The following is a 16675-nucleotide window of genomic DNA, read 5'->3' on the forward strand; positions in this document are numbered from 1 at the left end:
ACGTTGGTGTGGGTCGGCGATGGCCGGAACCTCGACGGAGATTGTGGTGGAAATTCCGGTTAGGCGCATGTGCAACCGGACATTCGCTCCGCATGAGCGGTGCCGTTCTTGGCCAAATGTCCCTGACCGATTACGCGATTCGTCTACGGCACCAGCACCGCTGTCACCGAGCCCCAGCCCGAGACCGCCGACAGCTCCGGAGCCTCCTCGGGTGTCACCGCGACGAGCGTGACCGGACCCTCGCCGTCGGACACGGGGCCGAGCAGCCCGCCGGCGTCCTTCGGCTCGCGCCCGGCGGGTACGGGCAGCACGCGCGCGTCCCGGGCGAGGTATCGGGGCTCGCCGTCCGGCTCGCTGCCCGACGTCGTCCCAGCGAGCAGGTCCACGCGGTCGCCGGGTCGGAGCAGGGCGGCCACGGCGTCGTCGGACAGACGGACCGGCACCACCACCGTGCCGCGCGGGGCGGCGGCGGAGACGCCGTCGTCGGACACGAGGGAGGCGTGCAGCGGAGCACCCTCCGGCAGCCCGACGACGGCGGCGCGGCCCAGCAGCTCCCGCACCGAGTGCAGGGCGCCGGGCGGGGCGAGGTCGGCCGCGACGGCGCGCACCGCGACGTCTTCCCTGGTCAGCTGGGTTCCGGGCGCTACAGCACGGGCCGTGACGGCCACGTCGACCGTCGGGGGCGGCGGCGGGCGCAGCAGGTGGACCGTCAGGGTTGCGGCGAGGCCGAACAGGGCGGCCGCGAGGGCGAACCGCCAGCGCCACAGGATGCGCCGTGCCCGCCGGGTTGTCGGCGAACCGGGTCGGCCACGACGAGGCGGGCCTGGCCGGGACAGCAGGACGGCGAGGCCGGTGCGCGGCGGCCGGCGTGATGTGCCGGCCCGGTTCCACGAGGCGCTTGGGTCGGCGTCGCGCGGAGCAGCCCGTGCGCCCCACGGCGTGCGCTGTCCGGTGCCGCGCGGTGCGCCGTGGCGTGCGGACGGTTCGGCGAGCGTGTCGAGAAGTCCCATGCCGCCGACGTTAGGCAGGCGGTACGGGGTCGCGGGGCCGTCGTCGGGCAACCTGTGCACGAAGGAGCGAAAACCGCGCCTGTGGTCGGGCTCGCGCGCCTGGAAACCCGTCAGGCGTGCCGGTCGACCGGCCGCAGCACGTCTGGATCAGAATGTTGGCCACGGCGTCGGCCTGTCGCCGCGGTATTGGCGCGTCGTTGCGATGCCAGGACCTCGCGCCGAGGTCGGCAGGTCGCTGCCAGGTCGGCAGTCGGCATCGAGGTCGGCACAGCACTGTGCCGACCTGGATGCGAAGTGCCGACCTCGGCGGACCTGCCTGCTCGAACTGCCGATCTCGCGGGGTCCGGGCGCCCGGACTGCCGGCGGCGCCGCCCCGACGGGCGGCGCCCCGGATCACCTCAGGACGAGGCGGCCTTCGACGAGCTCGAACCGCTCGACCCGGTGGACGAGGAGCTCGACGAGCTCGACGACGAGCCCGAGGACGACCCGGAGGAGCCCGATCCCGAGTCCGAGGACGAGGACGACGAGCCCGACGAGGACGACTCCGACTTGCCCGCCTTCACCGTGCTGCTCGTCGACGTGCTGCGCGAGTCGGTGCGGTAGAAGCCGGAACCCTTGAAGGTGACCCCCACGGAGCTGAACACCTTGCGCAGCCTGCCCTGGCACTCGGGGCAGACGGTCAGCGACTCGTCCTTGAACTCCTGGTGGATGTCGAACGCGTGGCCGCAGTCGGCACACCGGTACGCGTAGGTGGGCACGTGCACTCCTCTGGGACGTCAGGGCGGCCGGGGCGTCGCGCGCTCACAGGACCGTCGCCTGGCACTCGGGGTTTCCGAGTGCCAATAGTAACGGTCGAGCGGCGGGGGATAGTCCCAGGATCTCCCGAGGCTGTTCACCCAAGCACGTTCACCCAAGCCCTGGGGCGGACGGTAGTCTCCACTGCGTGTCCGCGACCACTCCCGCCGAGCCAGTAGAGCCCGTCGAAAAAGCCCCGTCCACCGGTGCACGGCCCGCCAAGCGCCGTCGGACTCGCACCACCCGTGTCCGCCAGTTCCTGGTCGGAACCACGGTCGTCGTCCTGCTGGCGCTGGTCGCCGTGACGACCTTCGGATGGCTCACCGCACGCCGTCCGCTGCCGGAGCACTCCGGGGAGGTGCAGGTCGAGGGGCTGAGCGCGGACGTGCGCGTGAGCCGCGACGCCCAGGGCGTGCCGCAGATCTATGCCGACACCGCCGAGGACCTGTTCCGGGCGCAGGGCTACGTGCACGCGCAGGACCGCTTCTTCGAGATGGACTACCGCCGCCACGTGACCGCGGGCCGCCTGGCCGAGCTGGTCGGCAACAACGCCGACGCGATCCAGGCCGACAAGGTCACACGCACCTTCGGCTGGCGGCACGTCGCCGAGGAGGAGTTCAACATCCTCGACGACGAGACCCGTCAGTACCTCCAGGCCTACGCGGACGGCGTGAATGCCTACCTCGAGAACCGCAGCCCCGGCGAGACGGCCGTGGAGTACACGGTGCTCGACGTCAGCGTCGAGGTGAACGAGCCGGAGCCGTGGGACCCGATCGACTCGCTGGCCTGGCTCAAGGCCATGGCCTGGGACCTGCGCAGCAACTACGACGACGAGCTCGACCGGGCGCTGGCCTACAGCACGCTGGACGACGCCTCGCGCGTGGCGGAGCTGTTCCCGGCCTACTCCGGCACCGGCAACGCGCCGATCCTCGACGCGGCCGAGGCGGGGGCGCAGGCGAACGCGCCGGCGGGCACCGAGACGGCGTCCGCCACCGAGGAGGTCTACGGGAGCACGGACCTCGCCGACGCCCTCGCATCGGCGCAGAAGGCGCTCGACGCCGTGCCGGTGCAGATCGCACGCGGTGAGGGCACGGGCTCGAACTCGTGGGTGGTCTCGGGGCAGTACACGGAGTCGGGCAAGCCGCTGCTGGCCAACGACCCGCACCTCGACCTCGCCGCGCCCGGCATCTGGGCGCAGGTCGGCCTGCACTGCAACCAGGTGGGCCCGGAGTGCCCCTACGACGTGTCCGGCTTCTCGTTCTCCGGCTTCCCGGGCGTGATCATCGGCCACAACGCCGACATCTCCTGGGGTCTGACCAACATGGGCGCCGACGTCACCGACTTCTTCATCGAGCGCGTCCGCAACGACACGTACCTGCGTGGCGCGGACGAGTGGGTCCCGATGGAGAAGGAGACGGAGGTCATCCGGGTCGACGGCGGCAGCCCGGTCGACCTGGAGGTCAGGCGCACCGTGCACGGCCCGATCATCTCGACCGTGATGGACGAGGCGCAGATGGACGCCGTGCGCAGCTCGCCCACGGAGACCGGCACCGAGCTGGGCCAGTACGAGATCTCGCTCCAGTGGACGGCGCTCCAGCCCGGCCACACCGCGGACGCCGTGTTCGCGATGAACCGGGCCAAGACCCCCGCCGACATGAAGGCGGCGGCCGCGAAGTTCGAGGTCCCGGCCCAGAACATCGTGTTCGCGACGACGGACGGGCACATCGGCTACCAGGCGCCGGGCAAGATCCCGGTGCGCGCGAGCGTCCCGGGCGCCGTCGAGTCGGACGGCACCTGGCCGCGTCCCGGCTGGGACGCCCGCTACGACTGGACCGGCTTCGTGGACCCGGCGCAGATGCCCGGCGTGGTGGACCCGAAGGAAGGGTTCATCGTCGCGGCGAACCAGGCGGTGCTGCCCGGCGGCAACGGCCCGTTCATCAGCCGCGACTGGGACTACGGCTACCGCTCGGAGCGCATCCGCACCCTGATCAGCGACCGGATCGCGGAGGGCCGCAAGCTGACGGCCGCCGACATGTCCGAGTTCCAGATGGACCAGTGGAGCGTGTTCGCCGACACCCTGGTGCCCGTGCTCCTCGAGGTGAAGGTCCCGGCGGGCTACGACTCGGACGGTCAGGCCCTCCTGGCCGACTGGGACTACTCCATGGACGAGGACTCCGCCGCCGCGGCCTACTTCGCGGCGGTCTGGCGCAACCTCCTGCGCACCACCTTCAACGACGAGCTGCCCCAGTCCATGTGGCCCGACGGCGGCAGCCGCTGGCTCGCCGTCATCCAGGGCATGCTCGACAACCCGAACGACGCCTTCTGGGACGACCAGTCCACGGTGGCGGTCGTCGAGAGCCGGGACCAGGTGCTGACGGAGGCGCTGACCAGCGCCCGCCAGGACCTCACGGTCGAGCTCGGCAAGGACACCAGCGACTGGGAGTGGGGCACGCTGCACCAGCTCCGGCTGCAGCACCTGGTGCTCGGCGGCCCGGGCGTCCCGGCTCCGATCTCGACCTACATGAACCCGGCCCCGGTCAAGGTCGGTGGCGGCTCCTCGATCGTGAACGCGACGTCCTGGGACGCGGCCAGCGGCAGCTTCGAGGTGACCAGCGGCCCGTCGATGCGCATGGTCGTCGACCTCGCCGACCTGGACGCCTCCACCTGGGTGGTCGTGACCGGCACGTCGGCGCACCCGGCGTCGCCGCACTACGACGACCAGCTCGGCGCGTGGGCGGCGGGGGAGACCTTCCCGTGGCCGTTCACCACCGAGGCCGTGGGGCGCGCCTCCGAGGACGAGCAGACCCTGACGCCGTAGCGGCGTCGGACGCCCGCCCTGACGCCGTCCGGCACCCGCCGGGCGGCGTCAGGCGCTTGCCGGACGGCGTCCGGCGTCGCCCCGCCGGAGCGGCGTCAGCCCAGCCAGCGCCAGTCGGTCGTGGTGGCGACGGCGTGGACCGGGATGTCGTGCTCCTCGCGCGGCAGCGGGTGGTCCGCGGCGTCGTACACCTCCTCGGGGAAGACGACGGCGACGACCTTCGCGCCCGGCCGCAGGTGGGTCAGCGCGCGGTCGTACCAGCCGCCGCCCTGCCCGAGCCGCACCCCGCGGGTGTCGACGGCGAGAGCGGGCGCCAGGACGACGTCGGCCAGCTTGACGGCGTCCGTGCCCAGCGCGGGGCCGCCGGGCTCCGGAGGGCGGCCGGGGGCGCGCTCCAGGAGGTCGTCCGGGCCCGTGTAGTCGGCCCAGTCGCGGGCGAGGCCGGCGCCGAGCACGGGCAGCAGGGCGCGGACGCCGCGGCCCGCCAGGCGGTCCAGGAGCGGCAGCATGCCGGGCTCGGCGCTGCGGGCCGCGTACGCAGCGACGCACCCGGCGTCGCGCACCTCGGGGATGGACTCGATGACGTCGGCGAACATCTCGGCGGCCTCCGCCCGGCGCCGGGCGGACCGCACGCCGCGCTGGGCGCGGATCGCGCGGCGGAGCTCCTCCTTGGCGTCGCCCGTCTCCATCCCGGGATGGACGGGGTAGGGCTGTGGCGTCGGAACAGAGATGCCGCTCATGACCGCTATTGTGCCAAGACTCCGAGACTGGATTGTTACGAACGGCGCACGAAGAAGGCGAGAACATGACCGAGCGGCTGCTCGACGGGTCACAGGCCACCGAGCGTGGTAGACCCTCCTCCAGCGAGGGAAACCTCACGGGGCGTGGCAGGGGGCGAACGATGTTGCCGTCGAGTAGGTCGGACGTGCCGGAAGGCACCACGGGAAAGTTTGTGAAGGGGTGGACGGTGGCCAAGCCATGGCCGGTGACGCTGCGTGAGGACACGCCGGCGGGAACTGTCGTGCTGCGCCCGCTGCGGCGTCGGGACGCGACCGACTGGTCGCGCCTGCGGGCCGAGAACGCGGCCTGGCTGGAGCGCTGGGAGGCGACGTCGCCCGGCGCGAACCGGTACATCGCCTCGACGTTCGGCGAGTACGTGCGGTCCCTCTCGGCGCAGGCCCGCGCCGGGACGTCGCTCCCCTTCGGCGTGGAGCTCGACGGCGCCCTCGTGGGGCAGCTCACGGTCGCGTCCATCACCTGGGGCTCCATGTGCTCCGCGAGCATCGGCTACTGGGTCAGCCAGTCCGTGGCCGGGCGCGGCGTGATCCCGACGGCGGTCGCGATGGCCACGGACTACGCCTTCTTCCTGGGGCTGCACCGCATCGAGATCAACATCCGGCCCGAGAACAAGCCGAGCCTGCGCGTCGTCGAGAAGCTCGGCCTGCGGGACGAGGGCGTGCGCGAGCGGTTCCTGCACATCCAGGGCCAGTGGCGGGACCACCGCACCTTCGCGGTCACCCGCGAGGAGGTTCCCGAGGGCCTGCTGGCGCGCTGGCAGCGTCTGCGCGAGGCGCTGTGACGGCAGGACACGCCGTGCGCGGTGCGGCGGGGCGCGGCGATGCTCGCCTACCGTCGTGTCGTGGAATCGACCGCGGGACTCACAGCCGTAGCGCTGTTCGTCCTGTGGCTGGGCTACTGGCTGCCGAGCATGGTGCGTCGACGGGCGGAGCTGGCCGACGCCCGGGTGCCGGACCGGTTCTCGGGCGGGCTGCGCATCGTCGCCATGAGCGGCTCGGGTAGGAGAGGAGGGGCGATGGTCAACGACGGCAACCGGCGAGGTGCGAGCCAGGGCGTGCCGCGCGTCGCCCACCCGACCCCGAAGCAGGGCCTCCCGCTCCAGATCATGGTGCGCGGCCGCCCGCTCACGGCGGAGCGCATCCGCCGCGTCGAGCGCCGCGCGCGCCGGGCCGCGCGGGCGCGCCGTCGTTTCCTCGTCTCGATCTTCCTGCTGCTGTCCAGCGTCGTCGCGTGGACGCTCGTCGGCCTCGGCCAGCTCCACTGGGGCGCCGCCGTCGCGTCGTCGGCCATGCTGCTGTTCGTCCTGTTCCTGGGGCGCCGTGCGGCCCGCGCCGCCCGCCGGGCGGACGCACGGTGGCACGCGACGGTCCGGGCGGCGCGGCAGCGCGCCACGCAGGCCCGTGCGCTCGCGAACGGCGGCCCGTACGCCCCGCGCAACCGGGCGCAGGTCGTCGGGCTGGCGACGCACGGCTCGGACACGCAGACGCAGGCGATCCCGCGGGTGGGCGGCAAGAACGTGCTCGACGAGATCCTCGACGGCCCGGAGAAGCCCCGGGTCATCGAGGTCTCGGCGGAGGTCGTGGACGAGGCGCCTGCCGGTGCCGGGTCAGGTTCGGCGGCCGACGCGCCGGCCTCGGCGGATGCCCCGCCGAGCGGGCGGGCCTGGGACCCGGTCCCCGTGCCGCTGCCGACGTATGTGACCAAGCCGAAGGCGCCGCAGCGGCAGCCGGCGGCACTGCCGCCTGCTGTGCCGCCGGGTAAGGGGTCTGCGGGCGCCTCGGGGCGTCCGGGCGGGTCCGGGGCCTCCGGGCCGGGTTCTTCGCCTGGTGTGGCTTCCGGTCCGACTCCTGGCACGACGGCGGCGGCCGGTGCCGCCGGTGCCGCCAAGGCCGGTGCCGACGCGGTCGCCGAGGACGAGCTGCTGCGGGGCGAGCCGCCCCGCATGAAGTCGGAGACGCTGGGGCAGCCGCTCGAGGAGATCCTGGCCCGACGCCGCGCGGCGGGGTGACCTGCCGCACCCCGCCGCCGGCGTCGTGGCTGGTCGGTGTCGCGCGGGTCACGCTTTCGTGACCTGCGCGACACCCCACCAAGTTGCGGAGCCCCGGCTGTGAAGTGCTAGTCTTCTGCAGTCCGAGGGGCTATGGCGCAGTTGGTAGCGCGTCTCGTTCGCAATGAGAAGGTCGGGGGTTCGAATCCCCCTAGCTCCACAGACGGAAACCCCGCTTGACCAGGGCATATGCTCCGGTCAAGCGGGGTTTCTTCGTTGCCTAGGAGGCGTCTTCCTCGGATTGCGGCCCCCCGGCGGCCCCCGCGTCGTCAGAGACCCCTTCGTTCAGGCGGTCCAGGCCCGCCTTGGTCGGCTCCGGTCCCCGGGTAGTGCAGGGACCGGTTCGTGTCGATCTGGCCCCACTCATTGCCCGGCGAGCTTGCTCCAGTCCACAGCGATACCCTCGCTCGCCATCTCGTGCACGACCTTCATCTTCCAAGCACCCGCAGGATCAAGTGCGACGTAGACGATGCCGTCGAGATCACTGGGTAGTTCAACCCCCGCTTCGTGCAGCAGTACGACACGTGCTCTGCCGAGACGGCCGGCGAAGTAACCTGCCTCAAGCACAACATTCTGGCGGGCTCGTGGGCTCTCCTGCTCGACGTCCTTCGCTCGACCGAAATCGTCGGCTGTGAGCAACGCCACCGCGAAGCCTGCTGAGGCTGCGTACGCCTCGAGCTTTTCAAGAATGCTCCGGCCTCCACTTGGCTGCTCGTGCAAGATGATCGGTTCCGTGCCGGTGACGGCGTGCAACACCCGGAACAGCTCGTGCTTGGCGGCGTCATCGTGTCCGTGCACAATGAAAACGCGGCCCTGCTCGGCTGCCGTCGCCTTCTCCTCGGCCGACTCGCCGGTCTGGACGACCAGTGCGAGTTCGTCACGAAGAGCGAGTTCGCGCTTCGCGCCCTCAAGGATCGCGACGACCTTCTTGACACCCGCGGGGCGGTACCCGCTCGTGTCCATGCCGCTGTACCAAACGGATGGCGTGTAGGACACCTTCCGAAACTGCGAAACCAGCGGCGAGTCCTCGCCCATGACCATGCGTAGTGCTACTTCGGTGGCCGTGCGCCACTCGTCAAAGTTGTCGGGGTGGCCGTTCTTGGCGTCGATGATCTGCTTGTCGAGCACCTCGACCTTGCGTTCGAGATCCATCCACTGAGGTTAGCCCGAGCAGAGTGGCCTCCGAGGTTCGAGGGCCGGTTCCGGGCAATGGCAATTCCACGGACAGAAACCCCGCTTGACCAGAGCAGATGCTCCGGTCAAGCGGGGTTCCTTCGTTACTTAGGAGGCGTCTTCCTCGGACCGTGATCCCACGGCGACCCCCGCGTCGTCAGAGACTCCTTCGTTCAGGCGATCCAGGCCCGCCTTGTCAGCTCCGGTCCCCAGGTAGTGCAGGTACCGGTTCGTGGTCGCGATGGACTCGTGCCCGCACCACGCCTGCACCGTTCCGGGGTCGATGCGCCGTGCCAGCCAGAGGCACGCGGCCGTATGCCGCAGGTCGTGGAGGCGACGGCCCCGACCTGTCCCGACGTTGTTCCCGGCGTCGTCGAGCCTGGTCCAGTCGAGCAGCCGCAGCGACGACGACCGCCACAGTTGCGCCCCGCCCGACGTCGTGAACAGCAGGTCATGCGGTGCCTTGCCACGCGCCAGTTCACGAACGATCGGGAGCACACGGTTGCCCAGGGGCACGCGGCGCATGCTCCGGCCCTTGGTGGCCTTCACCGGGGAGCCCTCGGGCTGGCTCCGGCGCACCATGAGCGCGGGCGTGGGGACCTCCATGACGGACGCGACCTGCATCGCGCGGGCCTCGCCCCAGCGGAGCCCGGTCCAGCCGAGCACGAGCAGGATGTCCGCGAGCCGCTCGTCCTTCATCTTCCAGACGAGGTACGCGGCCTCGAGCTCGTTCTCGGTGAACGGGTGCATCTCGTCCACCTCGTCAGAGCCCTTGGGGACCTTGACCCCGGCGACGGGGTTCCGCGCGAGCAACTTCTCTCGGACGCACCAGGAGTAGAACACCGACAGGCTGGCGCGGTACCGCACCACTGACGACTCGGCCAGACCGGCGGCGAGCAACTTCTCGAAGGAGCGCGCGACCTCGCGCTCTGAGACCGCCGACAGGTGCACGTTGAGCATGCTCGTGGGGGTTAGCCGGCGCAGGTCCAGGTCCGCCGTGTAGGTCTTCTTCGCGACTGTTGTCCTGCGGATCGTCAGCCAGCGTTCCAGGGCCGACTTCACCGGCTCCTTGCCCGCCCGGGGGTCCAGGCCGCCCGCGAGGGCGGCCCGTTCCCGGTCGAGCCACGCCTTGGCCTCGCGCTTGGTGTCGAACGTCTTGGAGGCGATGTTCTGACGGCCGGACTTCAGGCGGGCGCGGAACCGGCCGTTCTCCTTGACGATGCTCATCAGGCGGCCACCTTGTCGAGCCAGACCATGACGTCGTCCCGGCGGTAGCGGGGGAGCGAGGGCGAGAGCCACACGACGCGCGGACCCTTGCCAGCGAGCCGCCAGCGGCACACCGTCGAGGGAGCGACCTTGAGCCACGCGGCTACTTCCTCGGTCGTCAGGAACTCATCAGCGGGGATGGGTGTCGTCGCGATGGCGACGGTGGTCTCACGAGACATGGGTGCTCTCCTGGGCGTCGTCGGTGTGGTGGTTCGGTCGGCAGCGGGCGGTGTAGCCGGGGCCGGTCAGGGACTCTCCGCAGTCGGGGCAGGTCCCGACCTGAGATGTCCCGGATTCCTTCCCCGCCTTCCCCGCTTCCCCGTTTCTGCTGGTCAGAGCGTCGGGGGTGGCGGGGATAGGCGGGTTAACGACTCTCAGGGCGGGGTATCGTTCCCCGCCGTTACCAGAACGGGACGACAACGGGCCACAGCGCCTCAGCGCCGCGACGACGGCGCGCTTCGCTGGCAGTTCCCCGCTGGCATCGTGAAGCCTGGCGGGTCACCTGCGGATGCCGCCGTCCGTGAGACCTACGTCGAGACCGCGCCGTCCACTGCTCCGTCCGCGAGCAGATCGGAGCCCGCGTGCACCCGCACACGGGCGTGTTCATCGAGTATTTCCACTGTGACTACCTCGCCGGTGAGGCGGAGAATCGCGACGTCGTGGAGAACGCCAGCGTTGCATGGGTCTCCATAGCGGACCTCGGCAAGTTCATACCGGAGAGCACCATCTACCCGCCGATCCTCGAAGTGCTGGGAGGCACGCATGTCTGAGGCAGTGACCGAAGAGAAGCCCGCCATCGCAGCGGCGATCATCGTCCAGGACGGGAGGCTGCTCCTGGTCCAGCGCCGTGTGTCTGAAGGCTCGCTCTCGTGGCAGTTCCCCGCCGGCGCAGTCGAGCCGGGGGAGACCTTCGAGCAGGCGGCGGTCCGTGAGACTGCCGAAGAGGCCGGGCTCACCGTCCAGGCAGTCAAGGTGCTGGGGGAGCGCGTACACCCGAACACCGGCCGCCTGATGGGCTATGTCGCGTGCGACGTCATCAGCGGCGAGGCGTACGTGGCTGATGCCGAGGAACTTGCAGACATCGTGTGGGCGACGCCGGACAAGTTCACCGACTACGTGCCTTACGGCTTCGCGCCAGCGGTGCAGGATTACCTCACGGCGACGCTGGCCTGACGCGGTAGCGGTAGCGGGGTCGGGGACTATCCGTCGAGCGCCAGAACCCGGGTTTCGGGCCAAATCAAGGGTCTAGCTCGAAGGCCGCTACTCCGCTACCTCCGGCGAGAATCGTTGAAATCTAGCGGCTCCCGAGGTGGCGGGCGCGGTAGCGCCCCCGCTACCGGTAGCGGGGCTCTCCGCTACCTGCGCCACCCCGCTCGTCGCGCTGAGCGGGGGCGGCTACGGTCCTGCTCGCTTGCCGTAGACGGCTCAGGTGACCTCTCCTGGCCGCCGACCGATCGACCTTCTGTTGCCCGGGTTCGTCGTCAAGGTCAACCACAGGGGCATCGATCGTCCCGTCCCACCGGGCCTCTGCTCGTAACAGGAGTAAGGGTATTTCATTGGCCGCAAATCCGTTCGTTGACCGCCTCATCAGGCAGGGCGCTCCGTCGCAGAAGCTGCAATTCGCAGCGGCTTGCGCCGAGCGGTCTGCTGGCGTTCTATTCTGGGCGGCATCGCTTGATGGCCGAATGGCCGATGCTGACCTATACGGCCAGATACTAGATAAACTCTGGTCGGGAGTCGCGAAAGAGGGCGAGTGGGCTCGTCTTGTGGAGCGGATCGAGGGCACATCGGATCTGGTGGATGGGCACGAGCGCGGCGGCGCATATTCTTATGCGTTCAGCGCTGGCGCGCTGATGCACTCGTGCTTGAACCTTGCTCGATCGATGTATCCTTCCGGGCTTTCTGGGATTGCTGAGGAAGCGACGAACAACGCGTCTCGGATAGGGTTCAGAGTTGGCGTAAATCTTATCGACGAGGAACTGGGTGAGCATATGAGAGACGCCAACGCCGTTCTCTTATCTGCAGCAATGCCGAGTGCCGTGGACCTGCTGCGCGAACGGGCACGTAGTATCGGGCGAGAACGTCTCTCTGCATTGAAGGAGTGGGGGGACGAGAACGGCCTGTGAGCGGGCCCGCTCGACTGGGAGCGCTTGTCGCATGAGGGATCCCGTGCCGCACCTGCACCTCGTCACCTACGGGATGAGCGAGCTGCGTGCGGCCCCCCGGCGGCCCCCGCCGCCGCACGGGGGCGGGCTGGACGCACCGCATGCACGCGGAATGACGCGGGAAATTCGCCGTACGAGGCCCCGGCCCGTCTTCGCAATGAGAAGGTCGGGGGTTCGAATCCCCCTAGCTCCACCGACAGAGGGCCGCTGAACTGGTATCACACCAGGTCAGCGGCTTTCTTGTTTCTCGCCGGACCGCCACGACGAAGGGCGGCCCAAAGCTGCAGCCCCGGAGAAGAGGTGGCGGTGATGGAAGAGAAGCCCGCTATCGCAGCGGCGATCATCGTCCGGGACGGGAGACTGCTGCTGGTCCAGCGTCGCCTCTCCGAGGGCTCGCTCTCGTGGCAGTTCCCCGCCGGCGCCGTCGAGCCGGGGGAGACCTTCGAGCAGGCGGAGGTCCGGGAGACCGCCGAGGAAGCCGGGCTGACCGTCCGGGCCGTGAAGGTGCTGGGGGAGCGCGTGCACCCGAACACCGGCCGCATGATGGGCTACGTCGCGTGCGACGTCGTCAGCGGCGAGGCGTACGTCGCAGACGTCGAAGAGCTCGCGGACCTGGTGTGGGCGACGCCAGACACGTTTGCCGACTACGTGCCCTACGGCTTCGCGCCGGCAGTGCAGGACTTCCTCACGGCGACGCTTGCCTGAGGAGGTAGGGGTAGCGCGGGTAGAGGCTGTCCGCCGGTCGCCAGAAGCCGGGTTTCGGGCCATGTCAGGGCCGGCCCTGGCTTGAAGGCCGCTGCTCTGTTGCCCCCGGTGAGAATCGTTGAAATCTAGCGGATCCCGGGGGTGTCGGGTGTTGTCGCGCCTCCGCCACTGGTAGCGGAGCGCCCCGCTACCAGCGCTACGCCTGTTCGCGTCCTCGGGGGAGCGGAGGCGGCGCTACGCTCCGACCATGACGGCCTCGGGCAAGGACGCTTTGCACCCACGTGCGTCGGGGCCGATCTCACAGCCCGGTCGAGCGGCCCCGGTCTTTGCGGCGGGCGCCGTCGGGCTGTTCGTCGTCGCGACCGCAGAATCGTGGGCATGGCTGGCGTACTCCTGGGGCGTCCTGCCGATTCAGATGTGGTGGTTCTTGGACAACGGCGGCAGCAACGGTCTCCTTCCGGAGAACGTGGGGGCAGTGCTCGTGCGGAGTGCGGCATACCTAGCGGGTTTCGTCCTGATGACCGCCGCGTCTGTGCTCGCAGTCCGGCACCGTCGTGCTCTCGCTACGTTTCGGCTGACCGTGGTGTTGTCCTGCCTCGCTGTGGTCATCGGCTTCACGCCGTGGGTGTCATCAGCCCTGTTTCCGGGAACGAGTGGGCTGACCCACCGCGACGCGGTGCGGGATTTCCACACGCTGCGCCCGGCGCTCGATCGTGTCGTGGAACGGTTCGCTGACAACGGTCAACGGGGGATTTATGTCGAGTTGCCCGCCACCCTTCGTTTCGTGTCCGTAATGGGGAACGTGGACGTCTCGGGTTCGGAGCAGGCGGGCGACCTTGCGATCTTCGTCCCGGAGTGGGCTGCGCTTGTTGACGATGCGGGCGGCTACTTCTACTCACCTACCGCGAGCCCTGCGGGCTACGACATGCGCGGCATGACCTGCGCGGACCCGACGCCACTCGAAGACGGATGGTGGATGTGCGGTATGTCCTGAGTGCAGGTTCCCCCGGGATGCACCGCCCGGCGCTCTGCGCACTCTATACACGGAGAAACCGGCCAGAAATAGTGAGGCATGGCGTCGAAGGTCGGGGGTCTAGCTCCACCGACAGAGGCCGCTAAACTGGTATCACACCAGGTCAGCGGCTTTCTTGTTGCTCGCTGGAACAGAACCATCCGTCCGAAGCGGGCCGCTCGTGCTGAAGGTCCCCGATTGAACACAAGAGTCGACCCGGCTTCGGATCCGGTCGGCCAGGTCGGCGGGCAGGCTTTGAACTGCACGATCGATGCCATCCGTCCCGCCGTGGCGCGACGCGCGCCACCACAGCGGTTGGTGCCGTGCGGACCACTCGTACGGCGAGAGTCCATAAGGACGAGCGTCCCCCTTGGAACGGCCACGGTGCGACGGCGCACCGAGGGCAGCTTCGAGCTCGGGAAGCGATGCTCCCGCTGACACGACCCGCAGGTAAGTACGCCAGATGGCAGTCATGTCATGTCCCATCGTTTGCCGTGAACCAGATGGAACCCCACGGCCACACGGTGGCACAACAGCGGAGAAGTTCGCGCCGACCTGCGGGTGGTGCGCGCACTGGGTCTCCTTGGCGTCGCTCGCGACGGTGGTCAATGTTCGACGGTTAGCAGGTGCTCCTTGCTGACTTTCAGCCACCGCTTTGTCGCCGTGAGGTCCAGAGTCATCTCGCCGAGGAAGGATGCCGCGCAGACTCCGCAGAATGCCCCCTCCGCGATGCCGTCCACAACGTACTGCCCGTCGCTCCCGGGATGACCGAGGTACCACTGGGGACCGACCATGACCATGAGTTCCGGCCACCGCGGGTCGCACTTGCACACCGAGTTCTTCGGCGGCAGCTGCGGTGCTGAGGCAAGACGGAACGGCCCGGGGTATTCCGCCCTGCATTCGACGCATCTCGCCGGCCCGAACACCGCTGTGATGAGGTTGTTGTGCTCTGCTGGCTCCGCCTGTAGCAGGCGCCCGTCCGAGTCGACGAAGAGAGCTGGCCAGGATGGCTCGCAGCGACACGAGCGGCGGCGCATACGCAGGGGCCAGATCACATTTGCTCCTTGGTTGACATCAAGCCGGTGCATCGTACGGCCCAGGCGAGTTGGGTTTGCAGCCCGTGACCCGAGGTGGCCGCACCCGAAGCTGCCTCCTGAAACGTCACTCGTCGGTGAGGTGGATTAGTCCGGCCGCCGTTGGGCGAAAACCGCAGGATTCGAGATAGAACTGCTCAAGGTGTGGTTCGAAGTCGACGAACACCCACTCGCAGCCTGCCGCCCGGGTTTCCTCGACGGCACGCCGCACAACGGCGGTGCCCAGGCCTCCCCGTTGATGGCTGGGGCGCGTCTTCGTGTCGATCAGAAAAGCGTGGTCTCCGCCGTCCCAGGCCACGTTCACGAACCCGAGGAGGTGGCCGCTCTCGCTTCGGGCTGTGACCCAGCCCAGCGAGTGGTTGCGGATCCGGTCCCACCACCCGGGCTCGGCATTCCCGCCATGCGACGTGGTGAGTTCGACGAGCTCGGCGTCGGTGACGGGTCGGCGCCAGCCGATGTCCAGTTTTTCGGTAGGCAGATTGTCGGTGGGCATCGTGCCAGCGTGCCGACGGCGGAGGCGAGCGGCAAGCGCTTTACGGCAGCCTGTGGAAGGTGTGCCACGCACACCCGACCCCATGGGCGACCACGCTGAGAACTTCTTCGCGCGGGTCCGTTCCAAGCCGCTAAGAGGTCGTATGGTCCGCTACCTTGTCGAAGTGATTCCGAGGGATACGGCGAAGCTTCACTTCCGCCAGATGACTGGCGCGGACCTTGACCCGATGGCCGAATTGCTGGGGGACCCTGAAGTCATGCGGTTCTACCCGGCGCCGAAGACACGCGACCAGGCAGCTGCGTGGATCACGTGGAACCAGCGGAACTACGCCGAACATGGTTACGGACTTTGGATCATTGAAACGCTCGCGGGCGAGTTCGTCGGGGACTGTGGTCTGACCTGGCAGGAAGTCAATGGGGTCAGCAAGCTCGAGGTGGGGTATCACGTTGCCGTCACGTGGCAGGGTCACGGCTTCGCGACGGAGGCGGCCGCTGCATGCCGCGACTTCGCACGCGAGCACATCGGGGCGCGGGAACTGATCGCGATCGTTCATCCGGACAATCGTGCGTCCGAGCGTGTGGCCGAGAAGATCGGGATGCTCCGGGTCGAGGACGACCACGGTGGCGGTCGTCCACGTCGCTTGGTCCTGAGCACAATCCTCTAGCAACACGCTGTGCGTAGCGCGCTACGGCTTCGTCCCGGCAGCGCAGTCCCGCCGTCGCTTTTCAACCCGAAACGAGCATCACCGGAAGGCCAACCGTGGGAGCCGGATCGGTGGCCAGCCGCGCGTGCGTCTCGACGTCGTAGCGGTCGGTGCCGTATCTGAGCTTCTCCCGCTCGATACCCTCAGCCCGGAACCCCGCGGCGGTCGCCACCCGACATGAAGCAGGGTTGTTCACCCGGTGCCCGAGCTCGAGCCGGTACAGCCCGCTCTCGAAGGCCCAATCGCAGACGGCGACGAGCGCAGCCGTCGCGTATCCCTTTCCGCGTGCATCGGGCGACAGCCAGTAGTACATCCACGCCGTCTCATGCCGAAACTCGATCCCAGACGCACCGACATTGCCGACCGCGACGCCGTCCTCCACAACAGCCCAGTTCTTCACGTTCTCGTCGAACCGCAGCGACTGTTCGACAAACGCCTCCGCGGCGGCCAGGCTCGAAAGATCGGCGCCGCCGAACTGCGGCGCCAGATCTGGTGCACTCTGCGCTACGGCCATGAGCGCCGAAGCATCCTGACTGACCCAGGGGCGAAGCACGATACTCACGCGCCCCATCCTGCCCTGCCGAACGGAAGCGTCA

At 69.2% G+C, this 16675-nt stretch carries 18 protein-coding genes, 1 tRNA gene and 2 pseudogenes; 12 read left to right on the top strand and 9 right to left on the bottom strand.

Translation table 11 applies throughout. From position 1 onward, the window contains the following. Window positions 1-143 precede the first annotated feature (143 nt). Window positions 144-1010 carry a Flp pilus assembly protein CpaB gene (locus ACFV9Q_RS20590; RefSeq protein WP_377235934.1) on the bottom strand — a complete coding sequence of 289 codons (867 nt, stop codon included), beginning with the start codon at window positions 1008-1010 and terminating at the stop codon, window positions 144-146. 294 nt (window positions 1011-1304) lie between these two features. Here ACFV9Q_RS20590 and ACFV9Q_RS20595 point away from each other — a divergent pair, with 294 nt between their 5' ends. Next, a complete protein-coding gene (locus ACFV9Q_RS20595; RefSeq protein ID WP_377235963.1) occupies window positions 1305-1613 on the top strand; it encodes a hypothetical protein in 309 nt (102 codons plus the stop codon). A 14-nt stretch (window positions 1614-1627) separates the two neighbouring features. Here the strand turns inward: ACFV9Q_RS20595 and ACFV9Q_RS20600 are convergent. After that, window positions 1628-1774, bottom strand: a pseudogene (locus ACFV9Q_RS20600) (FmdB family zinc ribbon protein); the annotation flags it as partial. Window positions 1775-2088: 314 nt separating this feature from the next. Between ACFV9Q_RS20600 and ACFV9Q_RS20605 the strand changes: the two are divergent. Beyond that, window positions 2089-4623 (top strand): penicillin acylase family protein, encoded by a 2535-nt coding sequence (locus ACFV9Q_RS20605; protein WP_377235962.1) that lies wholly within the window; start codon window positions 2089-2091, stop codon window positions 4621-4623. A gap of 95 nt (window positions 4624-4718) precedes the next feature. Here ACFV9Q_RS20605 and ACFV9Q_RS20610 read toward each other — a convergent pair whose 3' ends face one another. After that, entirely contained in the window at window positions 4719-5363 is a 645-nt protein-coding gene (locus ACFV9Q_RS20610; protein ID WP_377235935.1) for a 5-formyltetrahydrofolate cyclo-ligase, read from the bottom strand. A 227-nt stretch (window positions 5364-5590) separates the two neighbouring features. Here ACFV9Q_RS20610 and ACFV9Q_RS20615 point away from each other — a divergent pair, with 227 nt between their 5' ends. From ACFV9Q_RS20615 to ACFV9Q_RS20625, 3 genes are all read left to right on the top strand, one after another. Then, a complete protein-coding gene (locus ACFV9Q_RS20615; RefSeq protein ID WP_377230813.1) occupies window positions 5591-6202 on the top strand; it encodes a GNAT family N-acetyltransferase in 612 nt (203 codons plus the stop codon). A gap of 60 nt (window positions 6203-6262) precedes the next feature. Next, on the top strand, window positions 6263-7429 hold the full coding sequence (locus ACFV9Q_RS20620; protein ID WP_377235936.1) for a hypothetical protein: 1167 nt from the start codon (window positions 6263-6265) through the stop codon (window positions 7427-7429). Window positions 7430-7555: 126 nt separating this feature from the next. Beyond that, window positions 7556-7628, top strand: a tRNA-Ala gene (locus ACFV9Q_RS20625). A 203-nt stretch (window positions 7629-7831) separates the two neighbouring features. Here ACFV9Q_RS20625 and ACFV9Q_RS20630 read toward each other — a convergent pair. From ACFV9Q_RS20630 to ACFV9Q_RS20640, 3 genes are all read right to left on the bottom strand, one after another. Beyond that, entirely contained in the window at window positions 7832-8620 is a 789-nt protein-coding gene (locus ACFV9Q_RS20630; protein WP_377235937.1) for a TIR domain-containing protein, read from the bottom strand. Window positions 8621-8749: 129 nt separating this feature from the next. Further along, complete coding sequence (locus tag ACFV9Q_RS20635) at window positions 8750-9868, bottom strand: tyrosine-type recombinase/integrase (protein WP_377235938.1); 1119 nt, start codon at window positions 9866-9868, stop codon at window positions 8750-8752. Continuing rightward, on the bottom strand, window positions 9868-10086 hold the full coding sequence (locus ACFV9Q_RS20640; RefSeq protein ID WP_142033229.1) for a helix-turn-helix domain-containing protein: 219 nt from the start codon (window positions 10084-10086) through the stop codon (window positions 9868-9870). Before ACFV9Q_RS20640 ends, ACFV9Q_RS20635 begins: the two co-directional genes overlap by 1 nt. Between ACFV9Q_RS20640 and ACFV9Q_RS20645 the strand changes: the two are divergent. The 6 genes and pseudogenes from ACFV9Q_RS20645 to ACFV9Q_RS20670 form a co-directional block, all read left to right on the top strand. Continuing rightward, window positions 10085-10438: pseudogene (locus ACFV9Q_RS20645) on the top strand (NUDIX domain-containing protein); the annotation flags it as partial. The gene ACFV9Q_RS20640 and the pseudogene ACFV9Q_RS20645 sit on opposite strands and share 2 nt — an antisense overlap. 50 nt (window positions 10439-10488) lie before the next feature. Then, a complete protein-coding gene (locus tag ACFV9Q_RS20650) occupies window positions 10489-10677 on the top strand; it encodes a hypothetical protein (protein ID WP_377235964.1) in 189 nt (62 codons plus the stop codon). Beyond that, window positions 10670-11080 carry an NUDIX hydrolase gene (locus tag ACFV9Q_RS20655; protein ID WP_377235939.1) on the top strand — a complete coding sequence of 137 codons (411 nt, stop codon included), beginning with the start codon at window positions 10670-10672 and terminating at the stop codon, window positions 11078-11080. The genes ACFV9Q_RS20650 and ACFV9Q_RS20655 overlap by 8 nt, the downstream gene beginning before the upstream one ends. A gap of 383 nt (window positions 11081-11463) precedes the next feature. Continuing rightward, on the top strand, window positions 11464-12033 hold the full coding sequence (locus tag ACFV9Q_RS20660) for a hypothetical protein (protein ID WP_377235940.1): 570 nt from the start codon (window positions 11464-11466) through the stop codon (window positions 12031-12033). 348 nt (window positions 12034-12381) lie between these two features. Beyond that, window positions 12382-12777, top strand: a complete 396-nt coding sequence (locus ACFV9Q_RS20665; protein ID WP_377235941.1) for an NUDIX hydrolase — start codon at window positions 12382-12384, stop codon at window positions 12775-12777. A 247-nt stretch (window positions 12778-13024) separates the two neighbouring features. Beyond that, window positions 13025-13771, top strand: coding sequence for a hypothetical protein (locus tag ACFV9Q_RS20670; protein WP_377235942.1), 747 nt, complete (start codon window positions 13025-13027; stop codon window positions 13769-13771). 623 nt (window positions 13772-14394) lie between these two features. Here the strand turns inward: ACFV9Q_RS20670 and ACFV9Q_RS20675 are convergent. After that, entirely contained in the window at window positions 14395-14844 is a 450-nt protein-coding gene (locus ACFV9Q_RS20675; protein ID WP_377235943.1) for a hypothetical protein, read from the bottom strand. Between the two features lie 106 nt (window positions 14845-14950). After that, window positions 14951-15376, bottom strand: a complete 426-nt coding sequence (locus tag ACFV9Q_RS20680; RefSeq protein ID WP_377235944.1) for a GNAT family N-acetyltransferase — start codon at window positions 15374-15376, stop codon at window positions 14951-14953. Between the two features lie 82 nt (window positions 15377-15458). Between ACFV9Q_RS20680 and ACFV9Q_RS20685 the strand changes: the two genes are divergently transcribed. After that, entirely contained in the window at window positions 15459-16040 is a 582-nt protein-coding gene (locus ACFV9Q_RS20685) for a GNAT family N-acetyltransferase (RefSeq protein WP_377235945.1), read from the top strand. A 61-nt stretch (window positions 16041-16101) separates the two neighbouring features. Here the strand turns inward: ACFV9Q_RS20685 and ACFV9Q_RS20690 are convergent, their stop codons facing one another. Beyond that, entirely contained in the window at window positions 16102-16641 is a 540-nt protein-coding gene (locus tag ACFV9Q_RS20690; protein ID WP_377235946.1) for a GNAT family N-acetyltransferase, read from the bottom strand. Window positions 16642-16675 lie beyond the last annotated feature (34 nt).

Source organism: Promicromonospora sp. NPDC059942 (genome assembly GCF_042731755.1).
Classification (GTDB): domain Bacteria; phylum Actinomycetota; class Actinomycetes; order Actinomycetales; family Cellulomonadaceae; genus Promicromonospora.

Excerpts from the sequence above, each read along its gene's own strand:
- ACFV9Q_RS20635 (WP_377235938.1), bottom strand. The coding sequence starts at position 9,868 with ATGAGCATCGTCAAGGAGAACGGCCGGTTCCGCGCCCGCCTGAAGTCC.
- ACFV9Q_RS20630 (WP_377235937.1), bottom strand. The coding sequence starts at position 8,620 with ATGGATCTCGAACGCAAGGTCGAGGTGCTCGACAAGCAGATCATCGAC.
- ACFV9Q_RS20680 (WP_377235944.1), bottom strand. The coding sequence starts at position 15,376 with ATGCCCACCGACAATCTGCCTACCGAAAAACTGGACATCGGCTGGCGC.
- ACFV9Q_RS20685 (WP_377235945.1), top strand. The coding sequence starts at position 15,459 with ATGGGCGACCACGCTGAGAACTTCTTCGCGCGGGTCCGTTCCAAGCCG.
- ACFV9Q_RS20655 (WP_377235939.1), top strand. The coding sequence starts at position 10,670 with ATGTCTGAGGCAGTGACCGAAGAGAAGCCCGCCATCGCAGCGGCGATC.
- ACFV9Q_RS20670 (WP_377235942.1), top strand. The coding sequence starts at position 13,025 with ATGACGGCCTCGGGCAAGGACGCTTTGCACCCACGTGCGTCGGGGCCG.
- ACFV9Q_RS20640 (WP_142033229.1), bottom strand. The coding sequence starts at position 10,086 with ATGTCTCGTGAGACCACCGTCGCCATCGCGACGACACCCATCCCCGCT.
- ACFV9Q_RS20590 (WP_377235934.1), bottom strand. The coding sequence starts at position 1,010 with ATGGGACTTCTCGACACGCTCGCCGAACCGTCCGCACGCCACGGCGCA.
- ACFV9Q_RS20665 (WP_377235941.1), top strand. The coding sequence starts at position 12,382 with ATGGAAGAGAAGCCCGCTATCGCAGCGGCGATCATCGTCCGGGACGGG.
- ACFV9Q_RS20610 (WP_377235935.1), bottom strand. The coding sequence starts at position 5,363 with ATGAGCGGCATCTCTGTTCCGACGCCACAGCCCTACCCCGTCCATCCC.